This is a genomic window from Pseudomonas sp. Irchel s3f7 (genome assembly GCF_900187615.1).
Classification (GTDB): domain Bacteria; phylum Pseudomonadota; class Gammaproteobacteria; order Pseudomonadales; family Pseudomonadaceae; genus Aquipseudomonas.
In genome coordinates this window covers 1-22,947 of sequence record NZ_FYDO01000043.1, presented here as the reverse complement: position 1 = coordinate 22,947, position 22,947 = coordinate 1, and the positions used below count along the sequence as shown (strand labels likewise).

At 57.4% G+C, this 22,947-nt stretch carries 26 protein-coding genes and 1 tRNA gene; 7 read left to right on the top strand and 20 right to left on the bottom strand.

What is annotated here, in order from left to right; translation table 11 throughout:
* Positions 1–30: 30 nt before the first annotated feature.
* From gcvT to CKW19_RS26745, 3 genes are all read left to right on the top strand, one after another.
* Positions 31–1,155, top strand: coding sequence for a glycine cleavage system aminomethyltransferase GcvT (gene gcvT, locus CKW19_RS26755; RefSeq protein WP_095061340.1), 1,125 nt, complete (start codon positions 31–33; stop codon positions 1,153–1,155).
* 404 nt (positions 1,156–1,559) lie between these two features.
* Positions 1,560–1,772 carry a cold-shock protein gene (locus tag CKW19_RS26750; RefSeq protein WP_007977299.1) on the top strand — a complete coding sequence of 71 codons (213 nt, stop codon included), beginning with the start codon at positions 1,560–1,562 and terminating at the stop codon, positions 1,770–1,772.
* Between the two features lie 96 nt (positions 1,773–1,868).
* The gene (locus tag CKW19_RS26745) at positions 1,869–2,357 is read left to right on the top strand and encodes an RDD family protein (protein WP_095061338.1); all 489 of its coding nucleotides are present in this window, start codon (positions 1,869–1,871) and stop codon (positions 2,355–2,357) included.
* A gap of 90 nt (positions 2,358–2,447) precedes the next feature.
* Here the strand turns inward: CKW19_RS26745 and nadA are convergent, their stop codons facing one another.
* On the bottom strand, positions 2,448–3,506 hold the full coding sequence (gene nadA / locus CKW19_RS26740; protein ID WP_095061336.1) for a quinolinate synthase NadA: 1,059 nt from the start codon (positions 3,504–3,506) through the stop codon (positions 2,448–2,450).
* Positions 3,507–3,917: 411 nt separating this feature from the next.
* On the opposite strand from nadA, the gene CKW19_RS26735 reads away from it, so the two are divergent.
* Positions 3,918–5,105: a cyanate transporter gene (locus CKW19_RS26735; protein WP_095061334.1), complete on the top strand. Its 1,188-nt coding sequence runs from the start codon at positions 3,918–3,920 to the stop codon at positions 5,103–5,105.
* A gap of 202 nt (positions 5,106–5,307) precedes the next feature.
* Positions 5,308–5,490 (top strand): hypothetical protein, encoded by a 183-nt coding sequence (locus CKW19_RS26730; protein WP_159953399.1) that lies wholly within the window; start codon positions 5,308–5,310, stop codon positions 5,488–5,490.
* A gap of 116 nt (positions 5,491–5,606) precedes the next feature.
* Here CKW19_RS26730 and CKW19_RS26725 read toward each other — a convergent pair.
* The 17 genes from CKW19_RS26725 to CKW19_RS26645 form a co-directional block, all read right to left on the bottom strand.
* Positions 5,607–5,682: transfer RNA gene (locus CKW19_RS26725), tRNA-Lys, on the bottom strand.
* Between the two features lie 63 nt (positions 5,683–5,745).
* Positions 5,746–6,438: a 7-cyano-7-deazaguanine synthase QueC gene (gene queC, locus CKW19_RS26720; protein ID WP_053155344.1), complete on the bottom strand. Its 693-nt coding sequence runs from the start codon at positions 6,436–6,438 to the stop codon at positions 5,746–5,748.
* A gap of 1 nt (position 6,439) precedes the next feature.
* Complete coding sequence (gene queE, locus CKW19_RS26715) at positions 6,440–7,087, bottom strand: 7-carboxy-7-deazaguanine synthase QueE (RefSeq protein ID WP_095061332.1); 648 nt, start codon at positions 7,085–7,087, stop codon at positions 6,440–6,442.
* 166 nt (positions 7,088–7,253) lie between these two features.
* Positions 7,254–8,093, bottom strand: a complete 840-nt coding sequence (gene ybgF / locus CKW19_RS26710; protein WP_095061330.1) for a tol-pal system protein YbgF — start codon at positions 8,091–8,093, stop codon at positions 7,254–7,256.
* A 6-nt stretch (positions 8,094–8,099) separates the two neighbouring features.
* Positions 8,100–8,597 carry a peptidoglycan-associated lipoprotein Pal gene (gene pal, locus CKW19_RS26705; protein ID WP_003178634.1) on the bottom strand — a complete coding sequence of 166 codons (498 nt, stop codon included), beginning with the start codon at positions 8,595–8,597 and terminating at the stop codon, positions 8,100–8,102.
* 52 nt (positions 8,598–8,649) lie between these two features.
* Positions 8,650–9,930, bottom strand: coding sequence for a Tol-Pal system beta propeller repeat protein TolB (gene tolB, locus CKW19_RS26700; protein WP_177408856.1), 1,281 nt, complete (start codon positions 9,928–9,930; stop codon positions 8,650–8,652).
* A 17-nt stretch (positions 9,931–9,947) separates the two neighbouring features.
* The gene (gene tolA / locus CKW19_RS26695) at positions 9,948–11,027 is read right to left on the bottom strand and encodes a cell envelope integrity protein TolA (RefSeq protein WP_095061326.1); all 1,080 of its coding nucleotides are present in this window, start codon (positions 11,025–11,027) and stop codon (positions 9,948–9,950) included.
* On the bottom strand, positions 11,027–11,479 hold the full coding sequence (gene tolR, locus CKW19_RS26690) for a protein TolR (protein WP_161806672.1): 453 nt from the start codon (positions 11,477–11,479) through the stop codon (positions 11,027–11,029). Before tolR ends, tolA begins: the two co-directional genes overlap by 1 nt.
* Before the next feature lie 23 nt (positions 11,480–11,502).
* Positions 11,503–12,198 (bottom strand): protein TolQ, encoded by a 696-nt coding sequence (gene tolQ, locus CKW19_RS26685; protein ID WP_008027789.1) that lies wholly within the window; start codon positions 12,196–12,198, stop codon positions 11,503–11,505.
* Positions 12,188–12,655 carry a tol-pal system-associated acyl-CoA thioesterase gene (gene ybgC / locus CKW19_RS26680; RefSeq protein WP_095061324.1) on the bottom strand — a complete coding sequence of 156 codons (468 nt, stop codon included), beginning with the start codon at positions 12,653–12,655 and terminating at the stop codon, positions 12,188–12,190. The genes tolQ and ybgC overlap by 11 nt, the downstream gene beginning before the upstream one ends.
* 127 nt (positions 12,656–12,782) lie before the next feature.
* A complete protein-coding gene (gene ruvB / locus CKW19_RS26675) occupies positions 12,783–13,844 on the bottom strand; it encodes a Holliday junction branch migration DNA helicase RuvB (protein WP_095061322.1) in 1,062 nt (353 codons plus the stop codon).
* Positions 13,845–14,453: a Holliday junction branch migration protein RuvA gene (gene ruvA / locus CKW19_RS26670; protein ID WP_007995640.1), complete on the bottom strand. Its 609-nt coding sequence runs from the start codon at positions 14,451–14,453 to the stop codon at positions 13,845–13,847.
* A gap of 113 nt (positions 14,454–14,566) precedes the next feature.
* On the bottom strand, positions 14,567–15,091 hold the full coding sequence (gene ruvC, locus CKW19_RS26665) for a crossover junction endodeoxyribonuclease RuvC (RefSeq protein WP_095061320.1): 525 nt from the start codon (positions 15,089–15,091) through the stop codon (positions 14,567–14,569).
* Positions 15,092–15,249: 158 nt separating this feature from the next.
* A complete protein-coding gene (locus tag CKW19_RS26660; protein WP_095061317.1) occupies positions 15,250–15,996 on the bottom strand; it encodes a YebC/PmpR family DNA-binding transcriptional regulator in 747 nt (248 codons plus the stop codon).
* Positions 15,997–16,124: 128 nt separating this feature from the next.
* Positions 16,125–17,900 (bottom strand): aspartate--tRNA ligase, encoded by a 1,776-nt coding sequence (gene aspS, locus CKW19_RS26655; protein ID WP_095061315.1) that lies wholly within the window; start codon positions 17,898–17,900, stop codon positions 16,125–16,127.
* A 109-nt stretch (positions 17,901–18,009) separates the two neighbouring features.
* Positions 18,010–18,231: an FmdB family zinc ribbon protein gene (locus CKW19_RS26650; protein WP_060539757.1), complete on the bottom strand. Its 222-nt coding sequence runs from the start codon at positions 18,229–18,231 to the stop codon at positions 18,010–18,012.
* Positions 18,232–18,367: 136 nt separating this feature from the next.
* A complete protein-coding gene (locus tag CKW19_RS26645) occupies positions 18,368–18,694 on the bottom strand; it encodes a ribbon-helix-helix domain-containing protein (protein ID WP_095061312.1) in 327 nt (108 codons plus the stop codon).
* Between the two features lie 530 nt (positions 18,695–19,224).
* Here CKW19_RS26645 and CKW19_RS29360 point away from each other — a divergent pair.
* Positions 19,225–19,827, top strand: a complete 603-nt coding sequence (locus CKW19_RS29360; protein WP_095061310.1) for a cold-shock protein — start codon at positions 19,225–19,227, stop codon at positions 19,825–19,827.
* 74 nt (positions 19,828–19,901) lie between these two features.
* Here the strand turns inward: CKW19_RS29360 and CKW19_RS26635 are convergent, their stop codons facing one another.
* Positions 19,902–20,108: a SlyX family protein gene (locus CKW19_RS26635; RefSeq protein WP_095061308.1), complete on the bottom strand. Its 207-nt coding sequence runs from the start codon at positions 20,106–20,108 to the stop codon at positions 19,902–19,904.
* A gap of 3 nt (positions 20,109–20,111) precedes the next feature.
* A complete protein-coding gene (locus CKW19_RS26630; protein ID WP_095061306.1) occupies positions 20,112–20,537 on the bottom strand; it encodes an HIT domain-containing protein in 426 nt (141 codons plus the stop codon).
* Between the two features lie 901 nt (positions 20,538–21,438).
* On the opposite strand from CKW19_RS26630, the gene CKW19_RS26625 reads away from it, so the two are divergent.
* On the top strand, positions 21,439–22,797 hold the full coding sequence (locus CKW19_RS26625; protein WP_095061304.1) for an OprD family porin: 1,359 nt from the start codon (positions 21,439–21,441) through the stop codon (positions 22,795–22,797).
* Positions 22,798–22,947 lie beyond the last annotated feature (150 nt).

Below are 22,947 nucleotides of genomic sequence, written 5' to 3'. Positions count from 1 at the left end.
CTCATCTGCACAACTCTTCAGGAGCTGAATATGTCCACCGAACAACTGTTGAAAACCCCGTTGCACGCCCTGCATATCGAACTCGGCGCACGCATGGTGCCGTTCGCCGGCTACGACATGCCTGTGCAGTACCCGTTGGGCGTGATGAAAGAACACCAGCACACCCGCGATCAGGCCGGCCTGTTCGACGTCTCGCACATGGGCCAGATCCGCCTGACCGGCGCCGACGCCGCCAAGGCCCTGGAAACCCTGGTGCCGGTGGACATCATCGACCTGCCGGTGGGTATGCAGCGCTACGCCATGTTTACCAACGAGACGGGCGGCATCCTCGACGACCTGATGGTTGCCAACCTGGGTAACGACGAACTGTTCCTGGTGGTCAACGCCGCCTGCAAGGATCAAGACCTGGCGCACCTGCGCAAGCACATTGGCGAACAGTGCACCATTGAACCGCTGTTCGAAGAACGTGCCCTGCTGGCCCTGCAAGGCCCGGCCGCCGTCACCGTGCTGGCACGTCTGGCGCCTGACGTTGCGAAGATGACCTTCATGCAGTTCGCCCGCGTCAACCTGCTGGGCGTGGAGTGCTTTGTCAGCCGCTCCGGTTACACCGGTGAAGACGGTTTTGAAATCTCCGTACCGGCCGACAGCGCCGAAGCCCTGGCCCGTGCGCTGCTGGCCGAACCGGAAGTCGAGGCCATCGGCCTGGGTGCCCGCGACTCCCTGCGCCTTGAGGCGGGTTTGTGCCTGTACGGCCACGACATGAACACCGACACCACCCCCATCGAAGCGAGCCTGCTGTGGGCGATCTCCAAGCCACGTCGTGCCGATGGCGCGCGTGCCGGCGGCTTCCCTGGCGCTGAAAGCGTATTCGCCCAGCAACAAGGCGGTGTCAGCCGCAAGCGTGTTGGCCTGCTACCACAGGAACGCACCCCTGTGCGCGAAGGCGCCGAAATCGTCAACGAAGCCGGCGAGATCATTGGCAGCGTCTGCAGCGGCGGTTTCGGGCCGACGCTGGGTGGTCCACTTGCGATGGGTTACGTCGACAGCGCCTATGTCGCGCTGGACACGCCTGTTTGGGCGATTGTTCGTGGGAAAAAGGTGCCTTTGCTTGTAAGCAAAATGCCATTTGTTCCGCAACGCTACTATCGTGGCTGATTAACTGTTCCTATAAGTAACGCGGTTGCGTTAACAGTGCACTAATGTGTAACGCAGCCGCCATAAAACAGTGCACTGTATTAGCTCTAAGCTTCGATTATGAACTTTGCTTATAACGATCGAACACATTTGAACAACACAAGTGTATAAGGCACCCGGCGGACTGACTAAATGCCATCAAGCTGAGCAAATACGGGCCTTCTGCGGGGGCTTGTTTTTTCTCCCGTAGTTGGCGTAGAGTTTGTTCACTGTGTTTGCATGGGTCGCTTGGAATCGTGACCTGGGCAGTAGCCTACAAGTTAGCTACATCCCGTTCGACGTCTTCTTACTCTCCTGCAACCAGCCCCAGTACTCTTTCATGTGAAGGAGACTGTCACTAATTCTTGCGTCAAAGGAAATAAGAAATGTCCCAACGTCAGAGCGGTACCGTCAAGTGGTTTAACGACGAGAAAGGTTTTGGTTTTATCACTCCTGAAAGCGGTCCGGATCTGTTCGTACATTTCCGTGCCATCCAGGGCAACGGTTTCAAGAGCCTGAAAGAAGGCCAGAAAGTGACTTTCATCGCCGTGCAGGGCCAGAAAGGCATGCAGGCTGACGAAGTACAAGCAGAAGCCTAATCTTCTGTAACGAAAAAGCCCCTGATGCTGACATCAGGGGCTTTTTTGTGCGTGTAAATCCGTAAAATGGCTTTCTTTTTCCGCCGAGAGCCTGCCATGTCGAAACACCTGCTTACCCCCCAGGGCGATTTTCCCGCTGCGGGCCTGGGTCGTCGCCTGGCAGCGATGTTCTACGACTTCCTGCTGTGCACTGCCCTGCTGATCGTCACCAGCGGCATCTACAAGATGATTCAGATGGCGATCCTCGGCGAAGAAAAAATGCGCACCCTGACCGAAGCCGGGGCGCTGGACGGTGATCCTTTGCTCTCGACGGTCCTGCTGTTTGTGTTGTTTGGGTTCTTCGCCAAATTCTGGACGTACACCGGACAGACGCTGGGCATGCAGGTCTGGTGCATCCGTGTTCAGAATGCCGACGGCTCCTCCATCAGCCTGTGGCAGGCGTTACTGCGCTTTGTGGTGTCGATCGCCTCGCTGCTGTGCGTGGGCCTTGGATTCTTCTGGTCGCTGTTCGACAAGCAGAAGCGCAGCTGGCATGACATGTACTCCAATACCCAGCTGGTGCGGATTCCGAAGAAGACCAAGTAACGCCCACAAAAAAAGATCGCAGCCTTCGGCAGCTCCTACAGGGTCTCGTTTGCACCTGTAGGAGCTGCCGAAGGCTGCGATCTTTTGCTTTTAAGCGTTACCGGCCAGCTTCATCCGTGCAGCCTGAGTGAAATCCAGCATCCGCTTCAACGGTCGGATCGCCTGCGGAATCAGGGCCGGATCCACAAAGATCTCGTTCGTCCCTTCCTTCAAGCTCTTCAGCGTGCGCTCAAGGGTATTCATCGCCATCCATGGGCAATGCGCGCAACTGCGGCACGCGGCGCCGTTACCAGCCGTAGGCGCTTCGATAAAGACCTTGTCCGGGCACAGCTGCTGCATCTTGTAGAAGATGCCGCGGTCGGTCGCAACAATCAGCGTCTTGTTCGGCAGGCGCTGTGCCGCCGCGATCAACTGACTGGTCGAACCCACGGCGTCCGCCAGTTCGATGACCGAGGTCGGCGACTCCGGGTGCACCAGGATCGCTGCATCGGGATACAGCGCCTTCATGTCTTCGAGCTGCTTGGACTTGAACTCTTCGTGAACGATGCAGGCACCGTCCCACAGCAGCATGTCGGCACCGGTCTGGCGCTGAATGTAGGTGCCCAGGTGTTTGTCCGGGCCCCAGATAATGGTTTCGCCGTTGTCCATCAGGCTTTCGACGATCTCCAGCGCGCAGCTTGAAGTCACGACCCAGTCCGCCCGGGCTTTGACCGCCGCGGAGGTGTTGGCATACACCACCACCGTGCGCTCTGGATGCTGATCGCAGAACGCCGAAAACTCATCGACCGGGCAACCCAGGTCCAGCGAGCAGGTCGCCTCCAGGGTTGGCATCAGGATGCGTTTTTCAGGATTGAGGATCTTGGCCGTCTCGCCCATGAATTTCACGCCGGCGACGACCACGGTCTTGGCCGGGTGAGCATTACCGAAGCGAGCCATTTCCAGCGAGTCGGAAACGCAACCACCGGTTTCTTCGGCCAGAGCCTGAATCACCGGATCGCAATAGAAGTGTGCGACCAGCACCGCATCCTGAGCCTTGAGCTCGGCAGCGATGGCAGCGCGATAGTAAGCCTCTTCGTCAGCGGTCAGCGGCTTGGGCTGCTTGGCATCGAGGTGGGCTTGAACCAGAAGGCGTTCGGAAATCTGCGTCATGTTCGCAAGACCTGCAGGCGCATTCGCGCGAAAGTCGAGTATACACCCGGCTCCGGACCCTTCAGGGTACCGCCGGGAAAGTGAGTATTCATCAGGCACGGACAGCGTTGAAGCTGCGCAAGGCTACAGAATATCCGACGGATGCAAAAGATGATTCTGACCTGTGCCCCTGCAGGCGTACCACGACATACAGACCGAACACAAAAAACCGTGGCCACGCCCCGCGGATGCATGGGCTGCCAATACTCTATTGGCAAACAAAGCAGGCTCCTGGAGAAAGCCCGACAGAGCGGCGAGCCTTCAACGATTTGACACCGCATTTGATTTTTCAATAAGCCCCGCCAGTTTTCAGTTTGTCCAAAGCAGCGTACCGCCGCATAAATGATGCTTTGTTTTAGCCAAGGCTCTGTTATGGAAAACGTTCGAACCTCAAGCACCCACGCCGTCTGGCTGATGGTCAGCATCGTGTTGGTGGCGCTAAACCTGCGGCCCTCGATGGCTGCCGTCGGGCCGTTGCTGTCAGCCATTCGCAGCGAGGTCCCCCTGAGCTTCAGCACCGCCTCGCTGCTGACCATGTTGCCGGTCATGGCCATGGGCTTGGCCATGTTCCTGGGCATGCGCATCGCCCTGCGCATCGGTGAGCACCGCACCATTGTGTTGTCGCTGTTGATCATCGGTATCGCCACCGCCTCGCGCTTGTACCTGGACAGCGCCGCCGAACTGATTATCAGCGCGGTGTTGGCCGGGCTCGGCATCGCGCTGATCCAGGCGGTGATGCCGGCGCTGATCAAGTCGCGCTACGCCGACAACGTCTCGCTGTTCATGGGCCTGTATGTCACGTCGATCATGGGCGGGGCGGCGCTTGCCGCGTCGTTTTCGCCGCTTGTCCTGACCCAGACCGGCAGCTGGCGCATCGGCCTGGCGATCTGGGCACTGTTGGCGTTGGTCGCCTTGGGTTGCTGGTACGCCCAGCGCGCAGCCGTGACACCATTGCCCGAAGCCCCTGTTCGGCAGCAAGCGTCATTCTTCAGCAATTCTCGGGCTTGGCTGCTGGCGATTTTCTTCGGCCTGGGCACCGCCTCCTACACCTGTGTACTGGCCTGGCTGGCCCCGTACTACGTGGAAAAAGGTTGGAGTGAACAACACGCGGGCCTGCTGCTGGGGTTCCTTACGGCCATGGAAGTGCTCTCCGGCCTCGTCACCCCGGCAATTGCCAACCGCAGCCAGGATAAACGCGTGGTCCTCGCCGTGTTACTGGTCCTGATCATGGCCGGCTTCTGCGGCCTGATCCTCAGCCCGGAACGCTTCAGCCTGTTGTGGCCTTGCCTGTTGGGCCTGGGTATCGGCGGCCTGTTCCCGATGAGCTTGATCGTATCCCTCGACCACTTGGACAACCCGCGACGGGCCGGTGGCCTGGCCGCGTTCGTGCAAGGCATCGGCTACCTGATCGCCGGGCTTTCGCCATTGATTGCCGGGATGATCCGCGATCAGCTGGGCAGCTTCGAATGGGCCTGGTGGTCGCTCGCCGCCGTCATGGCGTTGATGCTCCTGATGGTCCTGCGCTTCAATCCCAAGCAATACGCGCGGCATATCAGCTAGTCGACGAAGACAGGCCACTGGCGCCCGGGGCTGCATTCGACGCAGCCCCGGTTTTGACAGTCCACCGATGACGGCAGACCGTTTTGTCCATCATGACGTTCCGACCCGCAACACAGGAATAAGACCTTGATGAAAAACGTCGGTTTTGCAGCCGCTCACTGGGGCATGCTCATTTGGGCGATGCTGATCGCCTCGTCGTTCTTTGCCTCGACGCATTCAGGCGCTGACCTGCGACGAGAACACGTTCAGCCATCGTCGACCACCGGCAGGTCTACCGAACTTCACGCTGGACATGATGTGGAGCGAAAAGCCGAGCCAGGACAGTGCCAACAGCTGGTTTCGCGCACAGATCATCAAGGTATGTGCCGAGGACGGCCTGCTTTAATCAGCCAAGAATCGCTCGAGTCGTCGAGCGGTTCAGGCCTGGCTCTTCATCAGGCAAAAAAAAACCCGGAAATCCTCACTTTCGTGGGCCTTCCGGATTTTCTAAACCGCCAAATATGGTGGGTCGTGTGGGATTCGAACCTACGACCAATTGGTTAAAAGCCAACTGCTCTACCAACTGAGCTAACGACCCGCTGTGTGGTGGCGCGTATAATACTGATTTTTAAGGACTATTCAACACCTATTTTGAAATAAATCAAAAATAAGGGGTTGGATCGCTGATTCCGGCTGCCGCGAAGCCTTCTGCACGCAGTCGGCAGCTGTCGCACTTGCCGCATGCGCGGCCGTTATCATCGGCCTGATAGCAGGAAACGGTCAGACCGTAATCCACGCCCAGTTTCACACCCGCCTGGACGATCTGCGCCTTGCTGAGGTTTTGCAGCGGTGCCTGGATGCGGAAACCATTGCCCTCGACACCGGCCTTGGTGGCCAGATTGGCCATGCGCTCGAAAGACTCGATGAACTCAGGACGGCAATCCGGGTAACCGGAGTAGTCCACCGCATTCACACCGATGAAGATGTCACGTGCGCCAAGCACTTCAGCCCAGCCCAACGCCAGAGACAGGAACACCGTGTTACGCGCTGGCACGTAAGTCACCGGAATGCCCTCACCCAACTCTTCTGGAATATCGATGCTGCTGTCCGTCAGTGCCGAACCGCCCATGCCGTTCAGGTTAAGGCCGATCACTTTGTGCTCGACTACACCCAGATCGCGAGCAACACGCGCCGCGGCGTGCAGTTCGGCATGGGAGCGCTGACCATAGTCGAAGCTCATGGTGTAGCAGCTGTAGCCTTCGGCGCGAGCCATGGCTACCACGGTGGCGGAATCCAGACCGCCAGACAGCAAGATGACCGCGCGTTTTTCGGTGGTGTTCAATTGATCAGTCATCTCAGCGCCCCGGCTCGTCATTCCAAAGATATTTATGCAGCTGCAATTGCAAACGCACTGGCAGATTGTCCGCCACCACCCAGTCCGCCAGATCCCGAGCATTGAGATCATGGTGACTTGGCGAAAACAGCACTTCACCGGCACGCTGGTCCAGACCGTACTGGATCAGCTTGGACACGGACCAGTCGTAGTCTTCCCGCGAGCAGATGACAAACTTCACCTGATCGTTGGGCGTGAGCAGTTCAATGTTTTCGTAGCGGTTGCGATGCGCTTCCTTCGAACCCGGTGTCTTCAGGTCGATGACGCGACTGACTCGGGAATCTACCGCCGAGATATCGATAGAGCCACTGGTTTCCAGTGACACTTCGTAACCGGCGTCGCACAGGCGCTTGAGCAATGGAATGGCGTTGGGTTGCGCCAGGGGCTCGCCGCCCGTGACACAGACATAACGCGGGCGGAAACCTGCCACCTGCTCGAGGATGTCATCGAGGGTGCGGAGGGTCCCGCCCGTGAAGGCGTAGGCGCTGTCGCAGTATTGGCAACGCAGAGGGCAACCGGTCAGGCGCACAAAAACAGTGGGCAGCCCGGCAGTCCGCGTTTCACCCTGCAACGAGTAGAAAACTTCGGTAATTCTCAATGTGTCTTGCATAGTCGCCACGGGCGTAACAGCTAAACAGGCTGTCCGCCTCCGTCAGGCACTTCAAGGAACCCCGGCAATGCGCAGGCCCCAAAAAGCGTGTTTCATAAAAAGGGCGTGAATTCTAACGAAAAAACCCGCGACAAGCGCGGGTTTCTTCGAAACAGGTCAAGCAGCCTTACATTTTTTGCAGATCGCGTTGAGCCAACTGAGCGGCGGAAGTACCCGGATATTGGGACACGACCTGCTGCAGAATGCCTTTGACCTTGTCGGTATGACCAAGGCGGCGCTCTACATCAGCGAGCTTGTACAGCGAGTCAGGCACTTTGGCGTGCTTGGGATACAGCTGTGAGACCTTGGCAAAAGCCTGACCTGCACCTTGCAGATCGCCTTTGGCCAGATTCACTTCGCCCAACCAGTACTGGGCATTACCCGCATACTGGCTGTTCGGGTACTTGCGCAGGAAAGCGGCAAAAGCCTGGCTGGCCTTGTCGAAATCCTTGGCTTTGATCAGGTCAAAAGCAGCATCGTAATAGAGCTTTTCCTTCGCCGGATCCGCCGGTTCGCTACCCGCAGCGGGCGCTTGAGCGGCGGCTGCGCCAGCTCCTGCACCTGCGGCTGCGCCGGGGGCGTTCAAACTGCCACCGGTAGAAGAATTATCAGGAGTCGCGGCTGGTGCAACGCCGGTTCCTATGCGCCGATCAAGATCCTGATATCGCTCCAGGCTTTCTTGCTTCATGCGCGATACATCATTTTGCAGTTCTTCGATCACACCCTGCTGGCGCGAGATCTGATCCTGCATTTGTTGCAGTTGGTTGAACAACTGACCCTGTGCCGAGACAGGGGCCGAAACCCCTCCCCCGGCATAGGCGCCGTTCGTACCGTAACCCGCAGGCGGATAACTGCTCCCGCTATTGTTATAGCCGGAGTTGTCCTCGACCACAGGAACCGCAGCCCACACCGCAAGCGGGGCGAGGCTGAGAGCCAAAACAGTTACAGCACGACGGCACGTTCGCATGACGAATTACTTACGCAGTTCGACGCGACGGTTTTGAGCCCAGGACTGCTCGTCGTTGCCGGTAGCAACTGGACGCTCTTCGCCGTAGGAAACCAGTTCCAGCTGAGCTGGGGAAACACCTTGCAGTACCAGGTAACGCTGAACGGCTTTCGCACGACGCTCGCCCAGTGCCATGTTGTACTCACGAGTACCACGTTCGTCGGTGTTGCCTTCCAGAACAACGCGAGCGCCGTTTGCTTTCAGGTCCTTGGCGTGAACGTCCAGAGCGCGCATGGCTTCTGGCTTCAGGTCAGAACTGTCGTATTCGAAGTAGAAAGTGGTGATAGCGCGCAGTGCAGCTTCTTCGCTCAGGGAGCCGTCAACTGCACCAGTGTTTGCGCCGTAACCAGCGTTTGGATCTACCGCGCCTTCACCGGCATTGTCGCCGCCTTTGGACGAGCAACCTACAGCTACAGCCATGGCGAGAGCCAGCGCAGCAAATTTACCAAACTTCAGCATTTCCATCGTGAAACTCCTAATGAACCCCAGTGTGTTAAGTACAACATGTAGCGCCGCGTCAGTTCAGGTAAGGGGACCAGGAAGGTTCTCTGACTTCGCCTTGAGCGGTAGGAAGCGGGAGCCTTACGCGTCCATTAATGGACACGAGCATCAAGACTCCCCGGCCCTGCTGGCGGGTGGCGTAGATTACCATGGTGCCGTTGGGCGCAACAGTAGGCGACTCGTCCAGAGTGCTATCAGTGAGGATTTTTACACTACCGCGCTGCAAATCCTGGGCCGCGACCTTGAAATTGGTGAAGCCATCCTGACGGTGAATCATGACAAGCGTCTTTTCATCAGCCGACAGTTTCGGGTTGGCGTTGTAGTTACCGACGAACGTCACACGCTCGGCACCGCCACCACCCACGCTGGTTTTGTAGATCTGTGGCTTGCCGCCACGGTCAGACGTGAAGTAGATGGTCGAACCATCCTTGCCCCAGAACGGTTCGGTGTTGATGCCAGGACCGTTGGTAACGCGGGTGATCTGACGCGAACCGAGGTTCATCACGTAGATGTCCGGGTTGCCGTCTTTCGACAGCACGAACGCCAGGCGACTGCCATCCGGAGACCAGGCTGGCGCACCGTTAAGGCCTTCGAAGTTGGTGATCTGGTCACGGCGACCGGTGTCGATGTTCTGCATGAAAATGCGCGGACGCTTCTGCTCGAACGAGACGTAGGCGATACGCTTGCCGTCCGGTGCGAAACGCGGCGACAGGATCGGCTCGCGCGATTGCAGCAGGGTCACGGCGCGAGCACCGTCATAGTCCGAGCGTTGCAGGGTGTAGCGAGTGTTCTTCTCGGAAAAACGCTCGGCCGTCACGTACAACAGACGCGTCGAGAACGCACCTTTGATACCGGTGAGTTTTTCGAACGACTGGTCGGAGATGTAGTGCGCCATGTCGCGCAGTTGATCAACGCCGCCCGACACGCTGCCGGTCAGCACTTGCTGTTCGGTGGCGACGTTGAACAGTGCGTATTGCACCTGCAGGCGACCGCCCGCCGGAACAATGCTGCCGACCATGACGTACTGGGCGCCCAGCGCCTTGAAGTCACGGTAGATGATTTCGCTGGCCTGGCTTGGCTGGCTGATCATGTTCTGCTTTGGAATCGGCGAGTAGTAACCCGAGTTGCGCAGGTCGTTACCGATAATTTCCGCCATGTCGTCCGGCAGCACGCTACCGCCCTGGAAACCGAACGGCACGACGGCAATCGGGGTCGCCCGATCACTGCCGCTGGTAACCAGAATGTTTTTCTCATCAGCCATCGCTATCCCTGCCATGCAGCAGATAACGACGAGCATTCCTCGAAGAAGGTTTCTCACAAGGCTAAATCCTCAGGTGTGAATGTCATCTTGAATGAACGATACGGAGCGAAATCACTCGGCTTCATTCCCTGCATTTCTGTCAAACGTCCAATATTCTTCACCGCTGCCACTGCCGAAGCGTCAAACGGACCATCGCCGCTGGATTTGGACACGTTGACCGAAGTCACCGTACCGTCCGGCAACATGCCGATTTGCAACACGACTGTCATGCCTTTGCGAGCCGAAGGCGGACGAGCCCAACCTTCCGCAGCACGCGCACGAATCAGGTCATCGAAGCTGCCGGCGACTTCGTCACCTTGCTCATCGGCCAAGGCCTGCTGACGCTGTGGCGTGTCGGAAAGCAAATCTGCCAAGGCCTGGGCCTTTTTGTCTTCGGCGGATTTACGTGCCGCTTCCTGCGATTTTTTCTTCGCAGCGTCGGCAGCCGCTTTCTTCTTCGCGTCTTCGGCGACTTTCTTCTTCGCCTCTTCAGCTTCAGATTTCTTCTTGGCGTCTTCCGCGGCTTTCTTCTTCGCGTCTTCGACGATCTTTTTCTTCGCTTCTTCAGCGGCCGCTTTCTTGGCCTCTTCTTCAGCCGCTTTCTTGGCTTCTTCTTCGGCCTTCTTCTTGGCTATATCAGCCAATTGTTTCTCTTCGACCTTTTTGGCTTCGGCGGTCTTCTTCGCTTCATCGGCTTTCTTGGCTTCATCAGCCTTTTTTGCCTCTTCCGCTTTCTTCGTCTCGTCGGCCTTCTTGGATTCTTCGGCTTTTTGAGCCGCATCTTCCTTCTTTTGTTCCGCGGCCTTGATCGCTTCCTGCTCGATCTTTTTCTGCTCCATCTGTTCGACTTCGGTCTGGCGCGCAGCGGATTTCTGCGCCTCACCCGCAATCTTCTGATTGGTCTGGGTGGTTGCCCGACTTTTCGATTTCAGCTGGTACAGGGTCGCCTGGACAATCGGCTTGGCCGGCGGCAATTCCGGTGTGAAGGCGAAACTGACAAACAGCATGCCGAACACCAGCACGTGCAAGCCAATCGCCCAGACACTAGGCCAGAAGTAGCTTTCCGAGGCGGACGGCTCTCGCATTTGCTGCATCAGGGTGCCTCGGTAATCAAGCCAACATTACCGACCCCGGCTTTCTGCAACCCGCCCATCGCGCCCATGACGGAGCCGTAGTCGACAGTCTTGTCGCCACGAATGAACACCTGGGTACGCTTGCCACCTTCAGTACCGGCGCGAATGATCTTGGTCACGGCGTCGGTCATCTGCGGCAGGGTCATCGCCCTGTCCTGCTGCTTTTCTGTGTCGACTTCGCTGCCAAGGTTCCAGTAATAGGTCTTGTCAGCCTTGATCGAAATGGTCAGGACCTGCGTGTTGTTATCCTGCGGCAAGGCTTCGCTGGAAACCTTGGGCAGATCAACTTTCACGCCCTGATTGAGCATCGGCGCGGTCACCATGAAAATGACCAGCAGTACCAGCATCACGTCGATGTAAGGCACCACGTTCATCTCGGCGACCGGCTTGCGCTTTTTGCGAGCTCGAGCGATTAAAGCCATTGGAAATTACCTGCTTATTCTTCGCTGGTGTGCACTTTGCGGTGCAGGATCGCCTGGAATTCATCGGCGAAGGTGTAGTAACGGCCGATCAGCGTTTCGCTGCGCGCGGCAAAACGGTTGTAGGCGATAACGGCAGGGATGGCGGCGAACAGACCGATCGCGGTCGCAATCAGTGCCTCGGCGATACCAGGGGCCACAGTGGCCAGGGTCGCTTGCTGCGCAGTAGCCAGACCACGGAAGGAGTTCATGATGCCCCACACGGTACCGAACAGACCGATATACGGGCTTACGGAACCGACGGTGGCCAGGAACGGCAGGCTTTGCTCAAGCTTTTCTTCTTCGCGGGAAATGGCAACGCGCATGGCACGTGCCACGCCTTCCATGACCGCTTCCGGGTCTACACCTGGCTGCTGGCGCAGACGGGAGAATTCCTTGAAGCCGGCGCGGAAGATTTGCTCGACACCCGAATCAGGGTCCGGGTTGCTGCCGGCCTGACGGTAGAGTTTGGACAGGTCGATACCCGACCAGAAGCGCTCTTCAAAGCTCTCCAGGGCACGTCGACCGGCGCGCAGCAGGTTGCTGCGCTGAAAGATCATGATCCATGAGGTCACCGATGCGGCTACCAGGATCAGCATTACCAGTTGCACCACGATACTGGCATTGCTGACCAGGCTCCACATGGAGGAATGGTCGACGACGTTAGCTTCCACGCTTTATCTCCTGCTTTGAGTGTGTACCCGCGCCGCTCACGTCGGCAAAGGCCGCTCGTAGAGCTTCGGGAATGGCCCGGGGTTTTAAACTTTCAGTGCGCACACAGGCCACCAGAAACTGCCCTTCACAGAGCAGCACATCATCCGTAGCCCGCCTGACCTGCTGCTTGAAGCGCAGGCTGACACGGTTCAATTCGATTACTTCAGCGCTTACCAGCAGCTCGTCGTCCAGTCGCGCCGGCGCGTGGTAACGCGCTTCGCTGGAATGCACGACAAACAACAGGTCCTCACCTGCCAGCTGCGATTGGGCAAAGCCCAGATTTCGTAGCCGCTCGGTTCGAGCCCGTTCCATAAACTTGAGGTAATTAACGTAATACACGATGCCGCCCGCATCGGTGTCCTCGTAATAAACGCGACAACGATGTGCGAAAGGCTCCAGCCCGTTTTGCGCGCGCATACTCTAGTGCTTACTCCTCAGGTTGCCAATCCGGCCAGGCAACTGTTTTTCGTTGTTCTGCGGCTTTCGCGCAAAAGTACGGTCCTGGGACCACACATTGCCCGAAAAAATCAGCACGCAAAGGTTATTAATCGTCCACGGCACCAAGGAACTCGTCTACCACAGGCATTTCGCCCAATCGTGACGGAATATTCAAACCGAAATGCAGATAAGCATGCCGCGTCACCACTCGCCCCCGCGGTGTGCGCATGATGTAACCCTGCTGGATCAGATAAGGCTCCAGCACGTCTTCAATGGTGTGGCGCTCTTCGCTGATCGCGGCCGCCAGGCTGTCTACCCCGACCGGCCCGCCATCGAACTTCTCGATCATGGTCAGTAACAGACGCCGGTCCTGATGATCGAAACCGCGCTCGTCGACGTCCAGCAGGTTCAGCGCCAGGTCGGCAATCGGTTTGGTGATGTGGCCTTTGGCACGAACTTCGGCGAAGTCGCGCACCCGACGCAACAAACGATTGGCGATCCGCGGCGTGCCGCGGGCACGACGGGCGATTTCGAAGGCGCCTTCCGGGTCCAGCGGCAAACCGAGGATGCTCGCCGAACGGCTGACAATCGTCGACAGGTCGGCGTTGTTGTAGAACTCGAGGCGTTGAACGATGCCGAAACGGTCGCGCAACGGGTTGGTCAGCATGCCTGCCCGGGTCGTTGCGCCGACCAGGGTGAACGGTGGCAGATCGAGTTTGATCGAACGCGCAGCCGGGCCTTCGCCGATCATGATGTCGAGCTGGAAATCTTCCATGGCCGGGTACAGCACTTCTTCGACAATCGGTGAAAGCCGATGGATTTCGTCGATGAACAACACATCATGCGGTTCAAGGTTGGTCAGCAGCGCCGCCAGATCACCGGGACGCTCCAGCACCGGGCCGGACGTGCTCTTGATCGACACGCCCATTTCCTGGGCGATGATGTTCGCCAGGGTGGTTTTACCCAGGCCCGGCGGGCCGAAGATCAACGTGTGATCCAGCGACTCATTGCGCCCACGGGCCGCCTGGATGAACAACTCCATTTGCTCGCGAACGGTCGGCTGGCCAATGTATTCGGCCAGGCTGACCGGGCGAATGGCGCGATCCTGGACTTCCTCGCGATCTCGAGGGGCCGTCGTGGCGGCAATCAGACGATCAGCTTCAATCACTTAGATCATCCCCTTCAAGGCGCGGCGGATCATGTCTTCGCTGCTCAAACCTTTCTCCTTGATCGCAGACACCGCCTTGCTCGCTTCCTGTGGTTTGTAACCCAGGGAGATCAAGGCGCTGACCGCGTCGTTTTCGGCGGTGTTCACCGGGGCCGGTCCGTCCGGCTGATTCGGTACCAGAGCAAACATGGCAGGCACGGTTTCCCAGGCCTTGAAGCGATCCTTGAGTTCCACCAGCAAACGCTCGGCGGTCTTCTTGCCCACGCCCGGCACCTTGGTCAGTGCCGAGGTGTCCTGAGATTGCACGCAACGGACCAGCTCGTCGACTTCCAGGCTCGACATCAAGGCCAAGGCCAGTTTTGGCCCGACACCATTAAGGCGGATCAGCTCGCGAAAAAAGTCTCGCTCACGCTTGCCGACAAAGCCATAGAGTAACTGCGCGTCTTCGCGCACGACCAGATGGGTGTGCAAGGTCAGCGGCTCACCGACCGACGGCAAGCGATAAAGCGTTGTCATGGGTACTTCGAGTTCATAACCCAGACCGTTTACATCCAGAATCAGATGCGGGGGTTGCTTCTCAGCCAGGGTGCCGCGCAAACGTCCAATCACGTTACAAATCCTTGAGCGTTGGCCAGCTCTGGGCCAGCGACTGACAGAGTGAGGAATATCGCCGACAACCCAGGCGAGAATCCCTCATTCCATAAAAATGACTGCTGATGCTATCAGAGACGCAGGCGCCCGCCACGACTGCGTGCTGCACCCAGACCGTGGGGCAGCAGGCTGGAACGGGTATGCGCGTGGCAGATCGCAATCGCCAGGGCGTCCGACGCATCGATCTGGGGTTTGCTGGTCAATTTCAGCATGTGCATGACCATCATCTGCACTTGCTCTTTATTAGCCGCACCGGTGCCAACCACCGCTTGCTTGACCTGGGTTGCGGAATACTCGGCAATTTCCAGGTTTTCTTCCGCGCCCGCTACGATGGCGGCACCGCGGGCCTGGCCCAGTTTCAGGGCGGAGTCGGCGTTACGCGCCATAAAGACCTTTTCGATGCCCATGGTTACCGGATGGTACGTCTGAATAATCTCGCGCACCCCGCGAAAGACAATCTGCAGACGCTCATGCAGCTCGCCGGCACCGGTACGAATGCAGCCGGAAGCCACATACTCGCAGCCACGGCCGGTATCGCGAACCACGCCATAACCGGTGATGCGTGAACCGGGGTCGATACCAAGAATTAAAGTCATAACGCCTGCGGGTTAAGTAAAAGCACGATATTCAACACAGTGAATAAAAAATGTGGGAGTTGGCTTGCCAGCGATGACGGAGTGTCAGGCGCCATCATTATTCGATGTGCCGACGCCATCGCTGGCAAGCCAGCTCCCACATTGGAGACTAGTCGCCCTCAACCGAGCTGTGCGGCCACAGACTCCGGAATTTCCGCGTTGGAGTAGACGTTTTGCACGTCGTCCAGGTCTTCGAGCATGTCGATCAGCTTGAGGACTTTCTCGGCGCCTTCCAGATCGAGCTCGGCACTGGTGGTCGGCAGCATGACGATTTCTGCGTCGTCACCTTTGAAGCCGGCCGCTTCCAGCGCGTTGCGCACAGCGTAGAACCCGGCAAACGACGTGAACACGTCGATGGAACCGTCTTCGTTGGTCACCACATCGTCAGCGTCGGCTTCCATGGCCGCTTCCATCAACGCGTCTTCGTCCACGCCGGCGGCGAAGGAAATCTGCCCCTTGCGTTCGAACAGGTAGGCCACCGAGCCGTCAGTGCCGAGGTTGCCGCCGCATTTGCTGAACGCATGTCGAACAGCGGCAGCAGTGCGGTTGCGGTTATCGGTCATGCACTCGACCATCACCGCGACGCCACCAGGGCCGTAGCCTTCGTAGGTCAGTTCGACCATGTCGTCGGTATCGGCGGCGCCGGCACCACGAGCGACTGCCCGATCGATGATGTCGCGACTCATGTTCGCGCCGAGGGCCTTGTCCAACGCCAGGCGCAGACGCGGGTTGGAACCTGGATCACCGCCGCCCTGACGGGCCGCGACGGTCAGTTCACGAATCCACTTGGTGAAAATCTTGCCTTTTTTGGCATCCTGACGTTCTTTGCGGTGCTTGATGTTCGCCCACTTGGAATGACCTGCCATATCTCGCTCCGAATTCTCTTTGAAACATTGCCCGCCACGCTGCATTGCGTCGGCCGGCAAACAAAAATCTTGTAGCGCTCAATCGATAAAGAAAGGGCGCATCCAGAGATGCGCCCTTCAAGCCAGCCTTACTCGGCTTTAGGCGTTTCGCGCAGACGAATGTGCAATTCGCGCAATGCCTTGGCATCCACCTGACCCGGCGCCTGAGTCATGACATCTGCCGCGCTCTGGGTTTTCGGGAAGGCGATCACTTCACGGATCGACTGGGCGCCGGTCATCAGCATCACCAGACGGTCCAGACCGAAGGCCAGGCCACCGTGCGGAGGTGCGCCGTACTTCAGGGCGTCGAGCAGGAAGCCGAATTTCTCTTCCTGTTCCGCTTCGTTGATGCCCAACAGACGGAACACCGACTGTTGCATCTCTTTGCGGTGGATACGGATCGAACCGCCACCCAGCTCGGTACCGTTCAGAACCATGTCGTAGGCACGGGACAGAGCGCCGGCCGGGTTGGCCTCAAGCTCTTGCGGCGTGCACTTCGGCGCGGTGAACGGGTGGTGCAGCGCAGAGAAGCTGCCGTCGTCGTTTTCTTCGAACATCGGGAAGTCGACGACCCACATCGGTGCCCACTCGCAGGTCAGCAGTTTCAGGTCGTGACCGAGCTTGATGCGCAGGGCGCCCAGGGCTTCGCTGACGATCTTGGCCTTGTCGGCGCCGAAGAACACGATGTCGCCATCGACCGCGCCAACGCGATCGAGGATCACGTTCAGGTTGGCCTCAGGGATGTTTTTCACGATCGGCGACTGCAGGCCGTCAACACCGGCAGCGCGCTCGTTGACCTTGATGTACGCCAGGCCCTTGGCACCGTAGATGCCGACGAACTTGGTGTAATCGTCGATCTGCTTGCGCGGCATGCTTGCCCCGCCCGGAACGCGCAAGGCGGCGATACGGCATTTCGGGTCGTTGGCCGGGCCGCTGAACACCTTGAAATCGACTTCCTTGAGCTGGTCGGCAACGTCAACCAGTTCCATCGGGTTACGCAGGTCAGGCTTGTCCGAACCGTAACGGCGCATGGCTTCTTCGAAGGTCATGTGCGGGAACTCACCGAATTCCAGACCCAGCACTTCCTTGAACAGGTTGCGGATCATTTGCTCGGTCAGGCCCATGATCTCTTTTTCATCAAGGAAGCTGGTCTCGATGTCGATCTGGGTGAATTCCGGCTGACGGTCGGCACGCAGGTCTTCGTCACGGAAGCACTTGGCGATCTGGTAGTAACGGTCGAAGCCGGCCACCATCAGCAGTTGCTTGAACAGCTGCGGCGATTGCGGCAAGGCGAAGAAGCTGCCGGCGTGGGTGCGGCTAGGCACCAGGTAGTCACGCGCACCTTCTGGCGTGGCACGGGTCAGGATCGGCGTCTCGACGTCGAGGAAGCCGTTCTCGTCCAGGAAGCGACGGATGCTGGTGGTCATGCGCGAACGCAGACGCAGCTTCTCGGCCATTTCCGGGCGACGCAGGTCGAGGAAGCGATAGCGCAGGCGGGTTTCTTCGCCGACGTCGGAGAACTCGTTCAGCGGGAACGGCGGAGTTTCCGACTCGTTCAGCACTTCCAGTTCATAGCCCAGGACTTCGATCATGCCCGACGCCATGTTGGCGTTGGTGGCACCCGCCGGACGCAGGCGAACCTTGCCGGTGATCTTCACGACGAACTCGCTGCGCACGCGGTCGGCGGCAGCGAAGGATTCGGCGCGGTCCGGATCGAACACGACCTGGGCCAGACCGTCACGATCACGGATATCGAGGAAAATCACCCCACCGTGGTCTCGGCGACGATGGACCCATCCGCAAAGGGTAATTTCCTGGCCTTCCAGGCTTTCGTTCAGTTGGCCGCAATAATGGCTGCGCATCATGGTCGTGGTTTCACTTCTCGTAATTCGAAATTCGGTTGGAGACCTTGGGCACATCCACTGCGGAATGTTGCAAGGGCTCGCGCGTGTCGTTCAACTCGGGTTCCAGACCTTAGTCAGCTTTGTCGCCGCCGGCCAGGTTCTTCTTGGAACCGGTCTTGAAATCGGTTTCGTACCAACCGCTGCCGCTGAGGCGGAAGCCCGGCATGGACAGCATCTTTTTAAGCTCTGGCGCCTGGCAGGCAGGGCAGTCGACCAGCGGTGCATCGCTGATCTTTTGAATGGCTTCCAACTGATGACCACAGGAAGCACATTGATAATCGTACATCGGCATGGGGGTTGTCTCGGCGATCAGATTGCTACCGCACACGCTGGGTTTTGCGGCAAAGAGCGGGATTATATCCATTAAATGCGGCCTGTGCAGCCGTAAGACTGCACAGACCGACACTCTGCCTGTTTAACGGCGATAGCTAGGACATCACCACTTCCTTGAGGCTGTGCACAACACAGACGACCCGGACCAATCCACTGAAATTCTTCACCCCGCCATGACGCAAATGAACTTCGCGATCCACGTGGGACAACAAGGTGCTGACCGTGCAGCAATTGATCCTGGCCATTTCCGCCAAAATATCCCAATAGACCTGCTCCAGCCGCAAACAGGTCGCGAAACCATTCAAGCGCACGGAACGGGACAAGGGCCGGGCCAGCCCCATATCGAACTCACGGACGAACGGATCAATCATTATTTCCCTGCGCGCACCGTCCCTTCCCTGTTCCAGCCTGTCATAAACCATATCGCTGACACTCCTTTGTCATCCCTGGCGTCTACCAGAACCACTGTTCTGTCGGCTTATAAAAACGCAGGTACAAAGGTATATCCAGATGACTTTATGACCCTGATCGTAGGATAAGCCAACAACTGCGGGCAGATCATGGACAGCGTCCTACGACAGCAGTTGTCCCACATAACTTGATACCGATTCCCTCATGAAAAGCGCCTGAAGGTGTAGGAACTCTCGGCACGAAAAACCCGCGACGGCGCTATTCGCGCACATAACGGCTAGCACTCCAGTAAAGAGGCACGCATGTGCAGAACAAGCATCGGGAGCCGGGATGTTGATACCCCCGACGAACCGCCGGACGCCCTGATTTGAGTAGCCTGCGGCTTTACTGTTAAATAGGCAGCGTGTCGTCAGTGCCTATTTTTCCGGGTACGGCGCATAGGCTGATACCGAGTACGTGTCCAACGCCTCTTATTTGTCCCGAAGCGAACCGTGCGCCATCAGCTCTTCCTTGTGTGCTGTCTTAACGTGAGTTAATCAAAATGTTGAAAATCGTCCACCTGTTGATAGGTGCAGCGGCGTTGCTGCTGTCCTTCATCCCTAGCCTGCAATCCGAAGCCTTACCTTACCTGCAACAACCTGACGCGCTTTATCTGGCCTTTTTCGGCCTGCTCAACCTCACACTTGCTCCTGTCATTCCTTACTGGAACAAAGGCCCGCGTCATCAACTGCAAAACCTGGTCAGCGCCCTGCTGGTTCTTGCCGTAGTCCTGCAGATACTGACGCTGATCGCACCGATGCCTGTCATCGCCGGTCAACCTGCCGTCCTGTTCAGCCTGGTAGCGGCGCTGGTTGCCGTAGCGCTGCACCTGGCCATCAGCTTTTACAAATCGTCACCCGCCACGGCTTCGCCAAGCTACGACATGACCAACCGCGATACCGGCACCGTCAAGTGGTTCAATACGTCCAAAGGTTTCGGCTTTATCTCCCGAGATTCCGGTGACGATATCTTCGTGCACTTCCGGGCCATTCGTGGCGAAGGACACCGCGTCCTGGTCGAAGGCCAGCGCGTAGAGTTCTCCGTCATGAACCGTGACAAAGGCCTGCAAGCCGAAGACGTGATCGCCGCATTGCCGCGACGCTGATTCAAGGCCGTAAAAAAACCGCGAGCAGCCTGGCTGTTCGCGGTTTTTTTTGCCTGCTCCGTACGATTGACTGATCAGTAATGCGGCGGCGGGGCTTCTTCTTCGAAAGATTCGAACTGACCGACCATTTCCTCCTGCCGCTTGAGCAGCGCAGCCATTTGCAGTTGCAGGCGTTCAACCACCCGTTGCTGCACCACCAGCACATCATTCAGTGCCTGAATGGTGTCATCCTGAAACGCCAAACGACTTTCCAGATCAGTCACGCGATCTTCAAGGCTCATGGCTCAGTCCTCCAAAAACGTAAAACCATCGGTCAGTACCAGACGCAGACGTTCGCGAACGGCAGCGATTTGTTCCGGGCTGTAAGGCTTGGCCGGGTGCTTGCCCCAGACGGGGGCCGGCCATGCGGCGTCGTCCCGCTTACGCACGATCACGTGCATATGCAACTGACTGACAACATTCCCCAATGCCGCGACATTCAACTTGTCTGCATCAAAGGAATCCTTGAGGGTTTCCGCCAGCGCAGTGGTTTCCTGAAACAACTGCAGTTGATCGGCGACATCCAACTGAAATATCTCACTGATAGCCTCACGACGAGGTACCAGGATAAACCAGGGATAATTCGAATCGTTGGACAACAGTAACCGGCAGAGCGGGAAATCCCCGATCGGCAACGTGTCTTGTTGAAGGCGTGGATCTAATACGAACACTGTGAGCACTCTCGCCGGGGCATCATTTTCAGCTTAGCGCCCATCCCGAAGGATCGTGCACCAAACGACCGGAAGGCAGCATACCTGTGAATGTCGTGCGCTTCACGACGAACCGGTCCGGTGATGAGCAAAAGGACCTGTCACGCCCCGCCATGAATCGTTTTTCGGCTGAGCGCACCATCGCAGCACCGCCATCGGGAGCAAAAATACCGAAATGACTGATTAGCAAAGAGATATTCGCGTCAGTCCATGATTCCCCTGCCAGTGTTGAATACGCCCAGTAAAATTTTTTGCACCAAAAACGCACACTGAGTCTACGCTGAACGCTTCGACATCCGCCTTTTACTCACAGGCGGGGTGAACCGGTAACATTTTTGGTGGCCACGTCGGCGGTTGCAACTGAGAAACATGATGTGAGCCACGCAGTCAAGCCCAAACAAAACGTGCTTGAACCCTCCTGTTTTATGAGGTTTTCACACGTTCGGACAGCGTTTCAGAAAAAAAACGCAGCACATGAGCAGTTTGTGCACGCTTGTTGCATTCACACCCACATTGCCTGATAGGCCTCCGCTGGAAGTAGAGGCCCGAAGGCAGAAAAAAATAGTGGCAAGGTAGCCCAAAGGAGATTCAAACGTTTCACCAGGGACTCTTTTTACCGACGCTCAGGCATAAAGAAACCGCACAGACGTGGTCAATCCTGTTGCGTTGGAGTTGTAAATTTGCGACATCTACCAAGCTGTTTGCGACAGGGTCGTAAAGAACACGAAAGGTTAGATACGCAAGTATCGCCAACATTGTCGGCGTGATATAAGTTTGCGCCGACACAAAAAGAAAGAGCCGCCCAGATAATAAATCAGGTGGGACGGCAGTACTCTTCTAAAAACCAAAGGAGCAAATCACGATGCGCGTGATGAAGTGGAGCATGATCGCACTGGCCGTTGCAGCAGCCGCCAGTACCCAGTTGGCTACGGCCGCACCTTTCGTTAGTGACCAGGCTGAAGCCAAAGGTATTGTTGAAGACAGCACGCTGAACTTGCTGGTTCGCAACTACTACTTCAACCGTGACAACAAAGATGGCGGCAACGACCAGAAAGACTGGACTCAAGGTATTTGGGGCAACTTCAGCTCTGGCTACACCCAGGGTCTGATCGGCGTCGGCGTTGATGCATACGGTTACCTGGCAATCAAGCTGGACGGTGGCGACGGCACCGGCGGCACCGGCAACATGAGCCGTAGCGATACCCCTAATGCCAGCGGCCATCGCGAAGTTAACGACAGCCAGGGTAAAGCCGGCGGCGCCGTTAAATTCCGCGTTTCCAAAACCGAGCTGAAAGTCGGCGACATGCAGCCAAGCACTTCGCCAGTGTTCGCTGTTGGCGGTTCCCGTATCCTGCCGCAAACTGCCACTGGTATCCAATTGCAGAGCAGCGAGATCAAAGATCTTGACCTCGAAGCCGGCCACTTCTACTCGGGTTCCAGCCAGGACAAAAACGCCCAAGACGGCGGCCTGTATGCAACCTACGCGAACTTTAGCGATGGTGAAGAAGCCAACAAGATCGACTACTTCGGTGGCAAATACGGTTTCACTGACAACCTGAGCGCCTCGCTTTACGGTGCCAAGCTGGAAGACATCTGGAACCAGTACTACGCCAACCTGAACTACACCCTTCCACTGACTGACAGTCAGTCGATCAACTTCGACGGTAACATCTACAACACTCAGGATACCGGCGACGCTAAAGTCGGCGAAATCAGCAACACCACCTTCTCGCTGGCCGCAGCTTACTCGTTCCTGAAAGCTCACACCGTTACCCTGGCCTTCCAGAAGGTCAACGGTGATACGCCGTTCGACTACATCGGCGTCGGCAAGAACAACCGTGGTGGCGACTCGATTTTCCTCGCTAACTCCATTCAGTACTCCGACTTCAACGCTCCTAACGAAAAATCGGCTCAAGTTCGTTATGACCTGAAAATGGCTGAATACGGCGTTCCTGGTCTGAGCTTCATGACCCGTTACGTAAAAGGTTGGGACATCGACGGCACCAACACTCCAGCAGGCAGCGCCTACGCTGGTATGTACGGTGAAGACGGCAAGCACAACGAAACCAACTTTGAAGCCAAGTACGTTGTACAGAACGGCCCGGCTAAAGACCTGTCCTTCCGTATTCGTCAGGCATGGCACTTCGCTAACTCCGACCAAGGTGAAGGCGACATCAAAGAGTTCCGCCTGATCGTTGACTACCCGCTGTCGGTTTTGTAATCGCATCCAGTTAGTTTGCGGTATGTCTAGTCCTGAAATAGGTTTACACCTGTTTCAGTCTCAAAACGCCCGATGCACTGCATCGGGCGTTTTGTATTTCAAGGCCAGATGTGGCCGCTCCGCGTTGTAGATCAGCACCGATTCATCAAC

Coding starts and splice junctions, on each gene's coding strand:
- CKW19_RS26660 (WP_095061317.1), bottom strand. CDS start 15,996: ATGGCAGGTCATTCCAAGTGGGCGAACATCAAGCACCGCAAAGAACGT.
- CKW19_RS26645 (WP_095061312.1), bottom strand. CDS start 18,694: ATGGTTTATGACAGGCTGGAACAGGGAAGGGACGGTGCGCGCAGGGAA.
- queE (WP_095061332.1), bottom strand. CDS start 7,087: ATGCAAGACACATTGAGAATTACCGAAGTTTTCTACTCGTTGCAGGGT.
- CKW19_RS26745 (WP_095061338.1), top strand. CDS start 1,869: ATGTCGAAACACCTGCTTACCCCCCAGGGCGATTTTCCCGCTGCGGGC.
- ruvC (WP_095061320.1), bottom strand. CDS start 15,091: ATGACTTTAATTCTTGGTATCGACCCCGGTTCACGCATCACCGGTTAT.
- nadA (WP_095061336.1), bottom strand. CDS start 3,506: ATGACGCAGATTTCCGAACGCCTTCTGGTTCAAGCCCACCTCGATGCC.
- tolA (WP_095061326.1), bottom strand. CDS start 11,027: ATGCAGCAAATGCGAGAGCCGTCCGCCTCGGAAAGCTACTTCTGGCCT.
- pal (WP_003178634.1), bottom strand. CDS start 8,597: ATGGAAATGCTGAAGTTTGGTAAATTTGCTGCGCTGGCTCTCGCCATG.
- CKW19_RS29360 (WP_095061310.1), top strand. CDS start 19,225: ATGTTGAAAATCGTCCACCTGTTGATAGGTGCAGCGGCGTTGCTGCTG.
- CKW19_RS26650 (WP_060539757.1), bottom strand. CDS start 18,231: ATGCCGATGTACGATTATCAATGTGCTTCCTGTGGTCATCAGTTGGAA.
- queC (WP_053155344.1), bottom strand. CDS start 6,438: ATGACTGATCAATTGAACACCACCGAAAAACGCGCGGTCATCTTGCTG.
- CKW19_RS26625 (WP_095061304.1), top strand. CDS start 21,439: ATGCGCGTGATGAAGTGGAGCATGATCGCACTGGCCGTTGCAGCAGCC.
- ybgF (WP_095061330.1), bottom strand. CDS start 8,093: ATGCGAACGTGCCGTCGTGCTGTAACTGTTTTGGCTCTCAGCCTCGCC.
- aspS (WP_095061315.1), bottom strand. CDS start 17,900: ATGATGCGCAGCCATTATTGCGGCCAACTGAACGAAAGCCTGGAAGGC.
- ybgC (WP_095061324.1), bottom strand. CDS start 12,655: ATGCGCGCGCAAAACGGGCTGGAGCCTTTCGCACATCGTTGTCGCGTT.
- CKW19_RS26735 (WP_095061334.1), top strand. CDS start 3,918: ATGGAAAACGTTCGAACCTCAAGCACCCACGCCGTCTGGCTGATGGTC.
- CKW19_RS26635 (WP_095061308.1), bottom strand. CDS start 20,108: ATGAGCCTTGAAGATCGCGTGACTGATCTGGAAAGTCGTTTGGCGTTT.
- tolB (WP_177408856.1), bottom strand. CDS start 9,930: ATGCTCGTCGTTATCTGCTGCATGGCAGGGATAGCGATGGCTGATGAG.
- gcvT (WP_095061340.1), top strand. CDS start 31: ATGTCCACCGAACAACTGTTGAAAACCCCGTTGCACGCCCTGCATATC.
- CKW19_RS26750 (WP_007977299.1), top strand. CDS start 1,560: ATGTCCCAACGTCAGAGCGGTACCGTCAAGTGGTTTAACGACGAGAAA.